Source organism: Actinoplanes campanulatus, from assembly GCF_014647795.1.
GTDB lineage: Bacteria > Actinomycetota > Actinomycetes > Mycobacteriales > Micromonosporaceae > Actinoplanes > Actinoplanes campanulatus.
In genome coordinates this window covers 82,620-96,788 of record NZ_BMPW01000031.1, presented here as the reverse complement: position 1 = coordinate 96,788, position 14,169 = coordinate 82,620, and the positions used below count along the sequence as shown (strand labels likewise).

Here is a 14,169-nt window from a genome sequence, read left to right as displayed (position 1 = left end):
CTCACGCGACCTCATCGACGCCGTGACCAGCCGTTACACCAGCACGCAATGACCCTGAGACTGCGCGTCGCCAGGAAGCGGCGTGGAGTCGCCTACGAGCCCCTGGTCTCCATCCTGGTTCCCGCCTGGAACGAGGAGATGGGCATCACCGCCACCATCAACTCGATCCTGGACAACGATTACCGCAACATCGAGATCGTGGTCGTCGACGACGGCTCGACCGACAGCACCCCTCAGCTGGTCAGGGCGCTGGTGGCAGCCTATGAGGCGGACAACCCGAACAGCACCAAGTCGATCCGGTTCCTCAGCAAGGCGAAGGGCGGCAAGGGCACGGCCCTGAACTACGCCATCGAGAACGCCCGCGGCGAGATCCTGGTCTCCGTCGACGCGGACTCCATCGCGCACCCGCATATGGTGCGGAACCTGGTCTCCTATTTCGCGGACGACACCGTCGATGCCGTGGTCGGCAATGTCAAGGTCGGCGGCGAGCTGGGGTTCCTGAACCTCCTGCAGAAGCTGGAGTACCTCTTCGGCTTCTACTCCAAGCGAGCCCAGTCCCTGTTGGGGGCCGAGTACATCTACGGGGGCGCCTGTGCCGCCTTCCGGAGGACCACCGTCTTCGACGCGATCGGCGTATTCGATACGTCCAGCATCACCGAGGACATCGAGATGTCGCTGCGGACGCGTTTTCACGGCCTCAAGGCGGTCTACGCCGACGACGCCATCTGCTACACCGAGGGCGCCGGCACGATCATGGGCCTTCTCAAGCAGCGACTGCGGTGGAAGAAGGGGCGCTTCGAGGCGTTCGGGAAGTACAAGAAGCTCTTCTTCTCCACGCGAGCGCAGCACAGCATGTGGCTCACCTGGTTCGCTCTGCCGTTCGCGATGCTCGCGGAGTTGCAGCTTCTCTTCGAACCCGTCGGCCTGACCCTGCTCGTGCTCTACAGCTATGTCACCGGTGACTACAGTTCGCTGCTGTTGGGCGCGCTCTTCATCGGCATCCTCTACGTGGTTGTCGGACTGTTCACCGAACGGGCGAGGAACTGGTGGATCATTCCGCTCTTCCCGTTCACCTGGATCATCTTCTACGCCCTGGTGTGGATTGAGTACATTGCGCTGCTCAAATCAATCTCCTACAGCATCCGCGCACGAGGCGTCGAGTGGCAGAAGTGGCAGCGAAAAGGCATCACCGTGCGGCCGGCCCAGCCTGTTAGGGAGACTGTCTGATGCGGAAGCGTGACGTAATGATCTCCACGTGCCTGTTCCTGGCCCTGGTGATGGGCACGTTCAACATCGTGATAACGCATCTGACCGGCAGCGGCCTGTTCGAGCGGTCGCGGCAGAGCCTCGCCCTGGCCAGCGCGGCGACAGCATGCACCGGCAAGCCGGCGCCGAAGAGGCAGCCGACGGCCGACGCGCAACTGGCGGCATTGCCGGAGTACGAGCAGGTGTGCGGGTCCGCTGTCGCCGACAGCATGATGATCTTCACCCAGATGCCGATCTCCGAACCGAATGCCGTCGAGATGGCCGACGCGATGGCCGCCCGGCTCAAGGAGTTCAGCGCCCAGAACATCACGCCCGTCGTGATCGTCGAGCCGGAGACCGAATGGGGACTCGTCGACTTCCACGAGTACACGACCGGTATGTACGACGGCTGGACCACCAAATACTTCAATCGCCTCAAGAACCGCGGCGTCTCCGACCGTCAGATGGGGCTCTGGATTCCGTTCCCGGAGCCTGAGCAGCCGTACTGGAACAACAACGGCGACCCCGACGACTTCGCCAAGAACGTGAACCGGTACTTCCGGCTTGAGCGTTCCGTCTTCCCGGAGGTCCGGACCGGCGTGCTGCTGGGCACCCAGGCGGGCACCGATCAGACGCCGAAACTGCTCGCCTACACGCGCCTCATCGACGATTCGCTCGTTGATTTCGCGGGTGTGCAGGGTTTCCCCTGGCATCCGTCGGACCCGGCCGACAGCCGGCAGGCCGTGATCTCCGCCGGTGAATTCGCGTCAGCATCCGCGGCAGAGCAGGTGGCGCAGTCGCTCGGCACCCGGAAGGTGCTGCTGAATGTCGGTAGCTACCGGCACAAGCTGACCAAGAACGGTGGCGAGATCGCGGTCGACGCACGTGAGCGCCAGGCCACGCTGCGGAGCATCACCGATCAGGTGACGGCACTCCGCGGGAACGGCTACGACGTCCTGGTGAACGTCTTCGCCGAGAACAAGACGAACCGCCCGGAGGGTATCGACTGGTCCTACTGGGCGGCGGGCAATCCGACGGAGTCGGTCTACACCTCGATGTTCGTTCAGTTCGCCCACGAGCTGAACGAACAGGGCGCCACGCTGAGCCTGTACGACGCGCGGAATGTGCCCACGCCTCTTCCCAGCACGAGCAAGCGGACGAAATCATCCGGCCGACGCCGGCAGTGATCATGACGACAGGGTTCAGCGGCAGGCGCGCAGGGCCGTCAGGGTGACGTTGACGTCGAAGATCGGGCCCTCGTTGCTGTCCCATCCGCCGTCCGACCGCTGGGTCTCCCCCAGGCGCTTGCGCGCGTTCCGTAGCAGCCAGTCGTCGCCCAGGTTGACCCGGCGCAGAGCGGCCGCCATCGCGGCGACGTCGGCCGGGGCCATGTCGGGCAGCCGCTCGCCGAGGACGATCTGCACCCGGGACGACTCGTAGAAATACTGCTGCTGGTGGAGCAGCCCGGCGGCGTGCCAGCCGGCCGCCAGGAACGACGGCCACGAGCCGTCCGGCCGCAACTGGGAGGCGACGAATCCGGCCGCGCGGGCGAGCACATCGTTGTAGCGCCCGCGCGTCTGGTAGGGGTCGGTCTCGACAGCCGCCGCGGTCAGCCAGAAGCCGGCCACCGAGGTCAGGTAGAGGGTGGCCTCCGGATCGCCGGGCATCGCCCAGGCCGGGGCCTCGCCGGCCAGCGACTCGTGCTCCTGCCAGGTGCCGTCGGGGCGCTGGGCACCGGCGAGCCAGTGCAACGCGCGCTCCGCGACCGGGCCGGCCCGCAGGCCACCGAGGTCGTCGAGCTCACTGAGTCGGAAGCAGCTGGCATCGACCGAGGGGACCTGGCCGTCGGCCGACGCGGGCCAGCCACCCTCCACCATCTGCCCGTCGGACAGCCGGTCGATGATCTCCGGAGTAGCCGGCTGACCGGTCCGCAGATATGACAGGCGCGCGCGCTCGACCGGGTCACCATGGGCCATGACGTAACCGATCGCGGCATCGATATCGACCACGGTCACGAAACTACCCGCCGAATCTGTGATTCGCTGACACGTTCGACCATCTGTCGCAATGGTCCGGTTCTGTCACCCCAGCCTCACACTGAGGAGCCAAGATCATGACTCCTCAGTGTGAAGGATGTCCGCTCAGTACGACGGCAGCGACGGGTCGATCGTGTTGACCCAGGAGACGATGCCGCCCTGGACGTGCACGGCATCCTTGAAGCCGGCCGCCTTGAGCGCGGCGAGGGCCTCGGCCGAGCGCACACCCGACTTGCAGTGCAGGACGATCTGCTTGTCCTGCGGGAACTTCGCCAGCGACTCGCCGGAGAGGATCTCGCCCTTCGGGATCAGCACCGCGCCGGGGATGCGGTTGATCTCCCACTCGGCCGGCTCGCGGACGTCGACCAGGAAGATGTCCTTGCCGCTGTCCTGCCAGTCCTTGAGCTCGCGGACACTGATCGTGGAGCCGGTGATCGCCTCCACCGCCTCCTCGGAGACCGCGCCGCAGAAGTCCTCGTAGTCCTCGAGCAGGTCGGTGACCGTCGGGTTCTCACCGCAGAGCGCGCAGTTCGGGTCCTTCCGAACCTTGATCTTGCGGTAGGACATCTCCAGGGCGTCGTAGACCATCAGCCGGCCGACGAGCGGCTCACCGATGCCGGTGATCAGCTTGATCGCCTCGTTGACCTGGATCGAGCCGATCGACGCGCACAGCACGCCGAGGACGCCGCCCTCGGCGCAGCTCGGCACCATGCCGGGCGGCGGGGGCTCCGGGTAGAGGCAGCGGTAGCAGGGACCGTGCTCCTCCCAGAACACCGAGGCCTGACCGTCGAAGCGGTAGATCGAACCCCAGACGTACGGCTTACCGAGCAGCACCGCGGCGTCGTTGACCATGTAACGGGTCGCGAAGTTGTCGGTGCCGTCGACGATCAGGTCGTACTGGGAGAAGATCTCCTTGACGTTGTCGCGGTCCAGCGCGGTGTTGTGAATGATCACGTTCACCAGCGGGTTGACCTCGGCGATGCTGCGGGCCGCGGACTCGGCCTTGGGCGTGCCGACGTCGGAGACGCCGTGGATGATCTGGCGCTGGAGGTTGGACTCGTCGACCGTGTCGAAGTCGATGATGCCGAGCGTGCCCACACCGGCCGCGGCCAGGTAGAGCAACGTCGGCGAGCCGAGGCCGCCCGCGCCCACGGCGAGGACCTTGGCGTTCTTGAGCCGCTTCTGCCCGTCCATCCCGACATCGGGGATGATCAGGTGACGCGAATAGCGGCGGATCTCGTCGACGCTCAGCTCGGCGGCCGGCTCGACGAGCGGGGGCAGAGCCACAATTCACTCCCCGGGTTCGGTGGTAAGGATCGCCGCCCATTGTTGCTCGATTCGCGGGCGCTGATCCATGACGTTGGACACGGGCCCGACATGCGGGATCGCGGAATAACTCAGGCTACCGGCTCACCGGCGTACCGCTCGCCGCCCAGGTAGGGCCAGGAGTTCGGGGTACAGCCCTTCAAGCCGAAGGTCTGCTGCATCATCACCGGGGCCTTCTCGCCCTCACCGGGGCACTTCTCGTGCCCGTGCCCGAGTTCGTGGCCGACCTCATGGTTGATCGTGTACTCCCGGTACTGCCTCAGCCGGCCCTCGTAGTCGGGTGTCGCGTCGGCCCACCGGTCAGCGTTGATGATCACCTGACCGGGGATCCGGCACGAGGTGTACCCCTCGGTGGCCAGGCCGCCTGCCGCGCACATCTCCTCCGAGGTGGGCGCCGACGCCAGGAAGATCGTGAAGTCCACGTCGTCACCGCCGTTCGCCACCCGCCGCAGCCGCAGCCGGCCGTCGTTGACCCAGCTCCGGTCATCGCTCAGCGTCTCGTCGACGGCCTCGGCGAACTCCCTGGCCGACGTGTCGTCGACGATCTTCTCGACCGCCACCCGGAAGCGGTACAGCTCGCCGGCGGTGCCCAGCATCGGGCCGCGGCCACGCGCGTACCGGAAATCGCCCGCCTTCGCCTTCGGCTCGTCGTCCTCCCCGATGGCCTGCTCGGCCTCCCCCGTGGCCGGTGCGGCCGGCTCGGCGGCCGGCTCGACCGGCTCGGCCCCGGTCTCCGGCGGCACCGGACCGGCCGCCGGGCCGATACCCGCCGGTTCGGCCGCGCGCTGCGCGGCCTCCCGCCCGGGAACGAGTGGTTCCTCCCGGTCTCGAAGCTGATGGCCGGCGATCAACACCATGACGACGATCAAGAGGTACGCGACGAGCACGGCCCTCCGGCGGCGCAGGATCCGGCGCAGGGGTGCCGTATGCCGGGCCGGAGCGTCGTCGTCCCGGGAGTGCACCGGCACGTATCCGGTGTCGTCGCCGCGGGCCAGCACGGACGGCAGGAAGCCGGGTTCGCGTTCCTCGTCCCGGAGCGCCTCGGCCGTGGGCCGGCGCCGCTCGTCCGGGGACGGCTCCTCCGCCCGCGGGGGCACCAGGACCGGCACGTGGAGGTTCCCGGCGAGGTTCGGGTCCATCAGGGCGGGCGGGGGCCACAGGTTGTCCGGCAGCTCAGCGGGCAGACGGACACTGGGCGGCAGCCCGGGGCGGTTGCGCGTCCGCGGATACCGGAGGTTCGACTCGGCGTGGGGCTCCACACCGGCGAGGCCGGCATGCGGTTCCAGGCCAGTGCCGGGCAGGTCGGGGAGAGTCTCGGCCCGGTGGGCGCCGGGACGCTCGACGGTCGCTGGTTCGTCCGGAGGCTCGGGTCGTGCCGGGGCGCCGGGCGTCTCGAGCCGACCGTCCTCGCCGGACAGGCCCGGCTGCGGGCGGACGGCTTCCGGCGGGCCGGTCGGTGGGCGGGACGCCGGCGGTGGCCGGTTGCCCGTGCCGGGCCGGGTGCCGCCGGGGACGGCACGGATGCCGGGACCGGTCGCCCGGCTCGATCGGCGGGTTCCGGCCGCCCGCGAATTCGGGTGGCCGCCGGGCGCCGCCATCGGGTCGTCGGCGGCGGGGGTGGCCGGCTCCGGCTCCGGCTCCGGGTCGCGGGCCGCCCGGGAGGCGGCGAGGCGTTCGGCCGCGAGTTCGACGATGCCGCGGGTCATGGCCGGAGGTTCCGCCGGATCCGGCGCTTCCGCTTCCATCGGCTCCGGCGTGGCGGGCGGCGGCGGGGTGCGGCGGGTCCGGGCGGGCCGGTCCGCGGTGGGCTTGGCCGTGGCGGCCACGGAGCGTGTCCGGCGGGCTGGGGCAGCGGCGGGCATGGCCGGGGGCGCCGTGGGATCCGCCTCGGCGCGGGAACGCTCGGCCCGGCCACGCCGACCGGTGCCGGCGTCCGGATCATTGGGGCCATTTGTCGCGTTTGCCATAGCAAGCGCCAGCCTGCCACGACTCACCGTCTGTCACAGGACTTTCGGATTTCCGTACCGGAACAGCGTCAGAGTGACGGGCCGGTCAGGTCCTCGTCGTTGCGGCGCGGCCACGAGTACGGCTTGCAGCCACGAAGCGTGAGGGTCTGCTGGACCATCACCGGGGCCGGGCCGCCCGCCTTGGGACAGCCCTCGTGCCGGTGGCCCAGCTCGTGCCCGACCTCATGGTTGATCACGTACTGCCGGTACGCGGCCAGGTCGGCGCCGGACTCCAGGTAGGGGCGGGCCGACCCACGCCAGCGGTCCAGGTTCAGGATGACCTTCCCGGTGGCCCGGCACGACGTGAACGGCACCCCGCCGATCCGGATGTTGGTGCCGCCCCGCTCGCACATCAGCCCCGCGGTCTCCCGGGTGGCGAGGTAGACCGTGAAATCCGCCTTCTCGGCGCCGTCGACCATCTGCATCCGCAGCCGGCCGGAACCGGTCCAGCCGCGCTCGTCGGAGAGGGTGGCGACCACCTGCGCGGCGAAGGCCGGCACGTTCTCGCCGCTGCCCTTCTCCACGGCCACCTTGAAGCGGCGCACCGGGCCCCGTGTGCCGTAGACGGGGCTGCGACCGCCCGCGTACTGGAAATCGCCGGACCCCTCGGCCGGGACCGCGCCGTCGATCCGCATCACGCCGACGGCCGGGAACACCGGTGTCTCGGCCGCGGTGGAATCGGCCGGGACGGCCGGGGACGGGCTGCCCGGCGCGATCGACGGAACCTCGGACGGCGCGGGAACGACCGCCTCGGCGGGAGAGGCCGCGGCCACCGGGTGGCCGGCCGGGGTGGCGCCGGCGAAGAGCTGCCGGCCGATCGCGACGGCCGCGAACAGCACCGCGGTGGCAAGCAGGACGATCAACCAGGACTGCCGCCAACGGTCCACACCGGACGAGGTCCGCGACTCACGGGGCGGGGCCGCAGGCGAAATCATCGGCTCCCGGCCGGGAGGGTCATCGGGTGTCGTCGAGCAGGCCGACGATCCCTCGGGCGACCAGACGCGGGACCTCCATCTGGGCGACGTGGCCGACGCCGGGGAGGATCAGCAGTCGGCCGTCCGGAATGACCTTGGCGACCTGGGCGGGCACGCGGGGGTCGACCAGGCGGTCGTTGAGGCCGCCGATGACCAGGGTGGGCGCCTGGATGCGGGCGGCGAGGCGCCACTGCGAGTCGGCTCCCGGGAGGTAGGCCCGGAGGAAGCTGCTCACCAGGCCACGCAGCGTGCCCAGATAGGCCTTCGGGTAGTGGGCGACCGTGTAGCGGAGCTGGATCTCCTCCAGTGCCTCGGCGCGGCGCTGCGGGTGCACCTTCGTGGTGTCGCCGAAGCAGGCGGCCAGGACCTGCTCGGCCATCTGCTCGGCGGTGACCCGGGTGAGCGCCCAGGCCATCAGGCGATCGGCGGCGGGCATCGCGAGCAGCGGCAGCACCGGGCCCTGCGCGGTCCGTCGCGGGTCCAGGAACGGCATGGCCGGGGAGATCAGCGTGAGCGTGCGCACCAGGTCGGGCCGCAGGGCCGCGACCCGCACCGAGATGGAGCCGCCGAGCGAATTGCCGATCAGGTGGACCGGGCCACGACCGGCGTGCTCCAGGTAGTCGATCACGGTGGCCGCGAAGGCCGCGATGGAGTAGCGCGGGCTCGGGTCGCTGTAACCGAAGCCGGGCAGGTCGATCGCCTGGCCGTCGAGCCGGTCGGCGAGCAACCCGGCGAGATCGGTGAAGTTCTGCGCGGAGCCGCCGAGCCCGTGCACGTAGACGGCGGGCTCGGCGCCGGGGCTCTGGGCCAGTGTGTCGCGGACGTGCAGCATCGCGCCGCCGACCGTGACCCGGCGCGCGGGCCACGGAGGCGGAACCACATCCGCCGGCAACAGCGCACTGTCGTCGGCCAGCACCGCACCCTTCATCAAGCCAAGAGTGCCTCAAGACGCCGATTGACCGCCGCCAGTGTGGCGCGGACCATGGCGTGCCGGTCGTCGCCGGTCACCACGGCGGAACCGGCCAGTTGCTCGACCCAGCCGCCGCCGCAGGACAGCAGCAGCACCACCACGGCGACCTGCATCGGGCCGAACGAGACGGCGGAGGCGTGCTCGACGAAGCAGCGGGCCGGGCCGTCCCGGTGCTGGGAGGTGGAGAGCAGGTCGTCGACCGCGCCGGCGGTGGCCGTGGCGCAGAGACGCAGCAGGTAGCCGTCGACGGCCGGGCCGGTCGCCACGCCGGAGGCGGTCCGCCCGCCGGCGCGCAGCCGCACCTCGACGGTGGCGTCCGCACCGAACGTGTTGACGTGCACGTTCTCGATGATCACGCGGGGGCCCGGGTTGTCGCCCGGGTCCAGTGGGCGTGGCTTGGAGGCGTCGGCCGGCACCAGCGAGGCGCCCGCGTTCACCACCCGCGGCCGGGGCTCCTCGACCGGGATCCGCGGCATGGCGGACACCGGCGCGACCGGGGTCACCGGCGCGACCGGGATCGGTGCGGGCGCGGGCATCGACGACACCGGGGCGACCGGGGCGGCGGCCCGGCCCGGCCGGGTCGGCTGGGTGGGCAGCAGCGGGGTCCGGGACGGGTTCGACGGCGGGCGCAGGGCGGCCGGCGGGTCACCGGGCATGGCCGCGTCGAGGCCCATCCGGTCCTGGAGGAGGCGGGCCACCTGGCGGCTCACCTCGGCCGGGTCGGCGCCGTCGGACAGGTCCAGCCGGAGGCTGTGCGCCCCCGCCGGGGTGGCCCGCAGCGAGGCGTCACGCACGCCGTCGACCTCGCGGACCGCGGCGAGGATGTCCTGGACGTCGAAGCCCTCCTGACGCTCCTGTGCCGGCACGACGTCACCGCGGCGCAGGTGCGTCGCGATGCGCGCCAGGGCGGGCGCTTCGGCCGATGGCTCCACGGAGGGCGGCTCCGGAACTCTCGGGACGTCCGGCTGGGCCGGGACGCGCTGGGGCAGTGTCCCGCTCGGCTCACCCTCGGCGCCGGCCGTGGTGGCCGGCTCCGGGAGACCCGGGAACGCGGGGGGCGGTGCATAGGACGGGTGGTGCGGGAAGCTCGACGCATCGTACGCCGAACGAGCCGTCGCTGGGTCCCCGTCGGTCGGCGGGGCGTCGAACTGGGGCAGTCCCTGGGCGAGCGTGTCGGTCACCAGGGCGTGCCGGGAGCGGATCGGCTCGGAGGAGACTGGCGCGGGCGAATCGGGAGCCCAGTCGGGCCGGGTCAGCGGTGCGGAGCCGCGCTGCGGTCCCGGATCGCGGTACGAGTCGTCGAGATCACCCTCGTACGGAAACGGGGGCGCGCTGCTCGGGCCGGGCGCCCCGGACGACGGCGCGGGGGGCCGCCGGTGGCCGAGGATGTCGGCGAGGCGGTTGCGGTCCGGCCACGGAGCGGTGTCCCCTGGCGGGGGAATCTCGGAGCCCGGCTGGGGCGCCGGAACGGCCGACGACGGCGCGGCCCCGAAAGGCCGTTCCGGCGGGAACTGCTGCCGGCCGAAGGTTCGCCCATCCGACGGACGCCGCCATGGTGGCGTGTCCACTCCCTGCTCCAATGCGGCTCCATTGTTGGCCCACGGACTGTCGGTGCTCGCCCAGCCGTTCACCCGGTTGCGGTCATGCGAGTCGGCGCCGTTGCCACCCGTTGAGGCCCCGGCTTCTCCGGAATGCCCTGATTCATCCACCGCGTGCTCCTCGCTCGCCCCCGCTGAGGCTACCGTGTCGTTGCAGTGGCGATAAGTTGCAGCGTCGCGACAATTGCCCGCACGACCGCGACATGAGCCGATCCGGGCAATCCAGGAAGCCAAACCGCGGGGACCGACCCCCTGGAGGTTCACAGAAATGACCGCTGCGTCCGGCGGGCAACAGACCGCACGACCCACCCGCCTGCCCCGATCGGCGCGACGCAAGCAGTTGCTCGCCGCCGCGCAGCAGATCTTCGTCGCGCACGGCTACCACGCCGCCGCGATGGACGACATCGCGGAGCGGGCGGGCGTCTCGAAGCCCGTTCTCTACCAACACTTCCCCGGCAAGCTGGAGCTCTACCTGGCCCTGCTGGACACGCACTGCGACGCGATAATCGCCAAGGTGCGCGGGGCCATGCTGGCGTCTCCCGACAACAAGGACCGGGTGAAGGGCGCCGTCCGGGCGTACTTCGACTTCATGGATCACGAGAGCGAGGCGTTCCGGCTCGTCTTCGAGTCGGACCTGCGCAACGACCCCCAGGTCCGCCAGCGGGTGGAGCGGGTCGAGCAGGGCTGCATCGCGGCCGTGACCGACACCATCATCTCGGACACCGGCCTCCGGCCGGACCAGGCCGAACTGCTCGCCTCCGGCCTCGCCGGGGCGGCCGGACAGGCGGCGCAGTTCTGGCTCGCCAACGGCCGGCGTACGCCCAAAGCTGAAGCCGAAGCGCTCGTAGCAGCGCTGATCTGGCGTGGGATCGCCAGCTTCCCGCTGCAGGGTGGTTCAACGGCCGGTACTCCTGCGGAAATCGGATAGCCTTTCGATCGGGTAGACGGATTGTTTGAGGAGGGGCTCCGTGGAGGTCAAGATCGGCGTGCAACATTCGCCGCGTGAGCTTGTGCTGGAGAGCGCTCAGACTCCGGCGGAGGTCGAGCAGGCCGTAACGGAGGCTCTGGCCAAGGACGGCGTCCTGACACTCACCGACGAGAAGGGCCGCAAGGTGATCATCCCGGTCACCAAGGTGGCCTACGTGGAGATCGCCGAGGCGTCGCACCGCCCGTTCGGCTTCACCACTCGCTGAGTTTCATCACGGGAGGGCACCCTGGTCTCAGGGTGCCCTCCCGTAACTCTCTCTTGGATGCGTCTGCTAGCAGGTCGGGTAGAGTGGCCTGAGTCGCCGTCGATCTGTCGAGTCGACGGCCAGCGTGTGGCCCGCTTTCGAGCGTGCGGCCCGCGCCTATACGAGACCGCGCCCCAGAGCTTTTCGACGGGCGCACCACGAGAGGGCACCCGTAAAACTTCATGACCGACAACGAGCAAGCTCTAGTCCCCGTAACCACCCGCGCGCCGGTCCGTCCCGACAGCCCCACCTTCGCTGAGCTGGGCGTTCGTGCCGAAACGGTGGAGGCCCTGGCCAAGGCGGGCATCACTCACGCGTTCGCGATCCAGGAGTACGCACTTCCGATCGCGCTGCGCGGCACCGACCTGATCGGCCAGGCCCCCACCGGCACCGGCAAGACCCTCGGCTTCGGTCTGCCCCTGCTGGAGCGGGTCACCGCCCCTGCCGAGGGCGCCACCGGGCAGCCCCAGGCCCTGATCGTCGTCCCCACCCGTGAGCTGGGTCTCCAGGTGGCCCGCGACCTCGCCGCGGCGGGCAGCACCCGGGGTGTCCGGGTTCTGCCGATCTACGGCGGGGTGGCGTACGAGCCTCAGGTCGAGGCGCTCAAGAAGGGCGTCGAGATCCTGGTCGGCACCCCCGGCCGCCTGCTCGACCTGTGCAAGCAGAAGCAGCTCAAGCTGGGCTCGATCCAGGCCCTGGTGCTCGACGAGGCCGACCGGATGCTCGACCTGGGCTTCCTGGAGGACGTCGAGAAGATCCTGGCGATGATCCCGGAGCAGCGGCAGACCATGCTGTTCTCGGCCACCATGCCGGACCCGATCGTCGCCCTGTCCCGGCGGTTCCTGCGCAACCCGGTCACCATCCACGCCGGGCACACCACCGAGAGCGGCCCGTCGCCGCTCACCAAGCAGGTCGTCTACCGCACCCACCCGCTGAACAAACTGGAGATGGTGGCGCGCATCCTCCAGGCGCGCGAGCGGTCCCTCACGATGATCTTCACGCGTACCAAGCGGGCCGCCGACCGAGTGGCCGAGGACCTCGACTTCCGCGGGTTCGCGGTCGCCGCCGTCCACGGTGACCTGGGCCAGGGCGCGCGCGAGCGGGCTCTGCGGGCGTTCCGCAGCGGCAAGATCGACGTGCTGGTGGCGACCGACGTGGCGGCCCGCGGGCTGGACGTCTCGGGCGTCACCCACGTGATCAACTACGACTGCCCGGAGGACCCGGAGACCTACACGCACCGCATCGGCCGCACCGGCCGGGCGGGCGCCACCGGTGTCGCGGTCACCTTCGTGGACTGGGAGGACATGCCGCGCTGGGTGCTGATCGACAAGTCGCTCGGCCTCAGCATGCCGGAGCCGCCGGAGACGTACCACACGTCGCCCGCGCTCTACGCCGACCTGGAGATCCCGACCGACGTCTCGGGCACGCTGCCGACCGCCGAGCGCAGCCGGGCCGGGCTGTCGGCCGAGGTCGAGGAGGATCTCGGCGGCGGTGGGCGGCGCGGTAACGGCCGCGATCGCGGCCGTGGTCGTGGGCGCTCACGCGGTGGCGACTCCGGGCCGTCGTCCGAGAGCGCCGGTGCGGCTTCGCCGTCCGGTGACAGTGGCGAGCGGCCCCAGCGGCAGCGTCGCCGGCGGCGGGTGGGCGAGGATTCCGAGACCCTTCCCGGTACGCCGTCCGGCGCTTCCGGTACGCCCGCCAGTACTTCCGCGGCGCCTTCCGAGGCGCAGGATACGGTCACCGGCTCGGAAGAGGCCGCTCCTCGTACCCGGACGCGTCGCCGCCGGACGACCGCCACCTCGGTGGTCTTCTCCGAGGGCGACGCGCCGGCGTCCGACTCCGCTCCGGCTCCCGAGCCCGCCACCGCGGACTCGCCGGACGAGGCCGACGCTCCTCGGCGGCGCCGTCGCCGTACCACCCGCACCGCCGCGTCCTCGGACGCCGCCTCGGAGGCCTGACCCCTCCTGGCCGGATCTTGGACGATTGACCACCGGATGCGGTGGCTGGTCGTTCAAGATCCACCGTCAGGTCCAGCTCTCCCACAGCTCGGCCAGCAGGTCGATGTTCAGCCGGAACGCGGCGGACACCTCGTTCACGAAGGCGTCCTGCTCGGCCCGGCTCCACGGGACGGCGTTGAGCCGCTCCCGGTAGCGGGCCCGGAACAGCGGCGGGTCGACGCCCTCGAACACGAAGAACCGGTAGCCGTGACGGCGGAACCCGTACGCCCCGACGACCGCCTGCCCCAGCCACTGCCCGCCGGAGAGGTCGCCCAGGTAGCGGGTGCAGTGATGGGCCACGTACCCGGTGGCCCGGTCGAACGCGGCACTGCGGATCCGCGTGCAGTAGGTGGTCGTGGCCGGTAGCGCGGTGATCCGGCTCTGCCAGCGCGGCCCGAACAGGAACCGCAGGTCGGACTCGAGCGACGGCATCCGGTACAGCTCCGGGTAGACGAACCGCCCGGCCACCGGGTCATCGGCCATCGCGCCGGCGGCCAGCTCCAGTGACTCGTAGACGAACCAGTACTGGGCCAGCAGTTCGGCGTACGCGGCCATCGGCAGGCGCCCGGAGGCTATCCCGTCGATGAACGGGCTGCGCCGCGCCGCGGCGTGCTCCTGTCTGGTGGCCTCCCGCAGGCGGGCGGTGAGCAGCGTGGGCGCGGAGGAATCGGCGAGGAACGACATGTGGGGGGCACCTCGTCTTCTTCTTCTACATCGATCAACCTAACCGCGCCGCGCGAGATCCACAGCCCCGCGGGGACATCCCGGGCGCCGGGCAGAATGGA

General features: G+C 70.6%; 12 protein-coding genes. 5 read left to right on the top strand and 7 right to left on the bottom strand.

The genetic code is table 11. From position 1 onward, the window contains the following. Positions 1 to 48 precede the first annotated feature (48 nt). A complete protein-coding gene (locus tag IEZ13_RS40945; RefSeq protein ID WP_183226906.1) occupies positions 49 to 1,227 on the top strand; it encodes a glycosyltransferase family 2 protein in 1,179 nt (392 codons plus the stop codon). Beyond that, entirely contained in the window at positions 1,227 to 2,432 is a 1,206-nt protein-coding gene (locus IEZ13_RS40940) for a hypothetical protein (protein ID WP_183226908.1), read from the top strand. The genes IEZ13_RS40945 and IEZ13_RS40940 overlap by 1 nt, the downstream gene beginning before the upstream one ends. A gap of 15 nt (positions 2,433 to 2,447) precedes the next feature. On the opposite strand, the gene IEZ13_RS40935 is transcribed toward IEZ13_RS40940, so the two are convergent. From IEZ13_RS40935 to IEZ13_RS40910, 6 genes are all read right to left on the bottom strand, one after another. Beyond that, positions 2,448 to 3,254 carry a prenyltransferase/squalene oxidase repeat-containing protein gene (locus IEZ13_RS40935; protein WP_183226910.1) on the bottom strand — a complete coding sequence of 269 codons (807 nt, stop codon included), beginning with the start codon at positions 3,252 to 3,254 and terminating at the stop codon, positions 2,448 to 2,450. Positions 3,255 to 3,386: 132 nt separating this feature from the next. After that, a complete protein-coding gene (gene moeZ / locus IEZ13_RS40930; RefSeq protein ID WP_183226912.1) occupies positions 3,387 to 4,568 on the bottom strand; it encodes an adenylyltransferase/sulfurtransferase MoeZ in 1,182 nt (393 codons plus the stop codon). 110 nt (positions 4,569 to 4,678) lie between these two features. Beyond that, positions 4,679 to 6,313: a DUF3152 domain-containing protein gene (locus IEZ13_RS47670; RefSeq protein ID WP_183226914.1), complete on the bottom strand. Its 1,635-nt coding sequence runs from the start codon at positions 6,311 to 6,313 to the stop codon at positions 4,679 to 4,681. 329 nt (positions 6,314 to 6,642) lie between these two features. Then, a complete protein-coding gene (locus IEZ13_RS40920) occupies positions 6,643 to 7,548 on the bottom strand; it encodes a DUF3152 domain-containing protein (RefSeq protein WP_183226916.1) in 906 nt (301 codons plus the stop codon). Positions 7,549 to 7,567: 19 nt separating this feature from the next. Beyond that, entirely contained in the window at positions 7,568 to 8,515 is a 948-nt protein-coding gene (locus IEZ13_RS40915) for an alpha/beta fold hydrolase (RefSeq protein ID WP_183226918.1), read from the bottom strand. After that, positions 8,515 to 10,137 (bottom strand): Daple, encoded by a 1,623-nt coding sequence (locus IEZ13_RS40910; RefSeq protein ID WP_229795674.1) that lies wholly within the window; start codon positions 10,135 to 10,137, stop codon positions 8,515 to 8,517. Before IEZ13_RS40910 ends, IEZ13_RS40915 begins: the two co-directional genes overlap by 1 nt. Positions 10,138 to 10,423: 286 nt before the next feature. On the opposite strand from IEZ13_RS40910, the gene IEZ13_RS40905 reads away from it, so the two are divergent. The 3 genes from IEZ13_RS40905 (at position 10,424) to IEZ13_RS40895 (ending at position 13,345) form a co-directional block, all read left to right on the top strand. Then, positions 10,424 to 11,083 carry a TetR/AcrR family transcriptional regulator gene (locus IEZ13_RS40905; protein WP_183226922.1) on the top strand — a complete coding sequence of 220 codons (660 nt, stop codon included), beginning with the start codon at positions 10,424 to 10,426 and terminating at the stop codon, positions 11,081 to 11,083. Between the two features lie 40 nt (positions 11,084 to 11,123). Beyond that, a complete protein-coding gene (locus IEZ13_RS40900; protein WP_183226923.1) occupies positions 11,124 to 11,348 on the top strand; it encodes a DUF3107 domain-containing protein in 225 nt (74 codons plus the stop codon). 221 nt (positions 11,349 to 11,569) lie between these two features. Further along, complete coding sequence (locus tag IEZ13_RS40895) at positions 11,570 to 13,345, top strand: DEAD/DEAH box helicase (protein ID WP_183226925.1); 1,776 nt, start codon at positions 11,570 to 11,572, stop codon at positions 13,343 to 13,345. A 66-nt stretch (positions 13,346 to 13,411) separates the two neighbouring features. On the opposite strand, the gene IEZ13_RS40890 is transcribed toward IEZ13_RS40895, so the two are convergent. Beyond that, positions 13,412 to 14,068 (bottom strand): biliverdin-producing heme oxygenase, encoded by a 657-nt coding sequence (locus IEZ13_RS40890; protein WP_183226927.1) that lies wholly within the window; start codon positions 14,066 to 14,068, stop codon positions 13,412 to 13,414. Between the last annotated feature and the right edge of the window lie 101 nt (positions 14,069 to 14,169).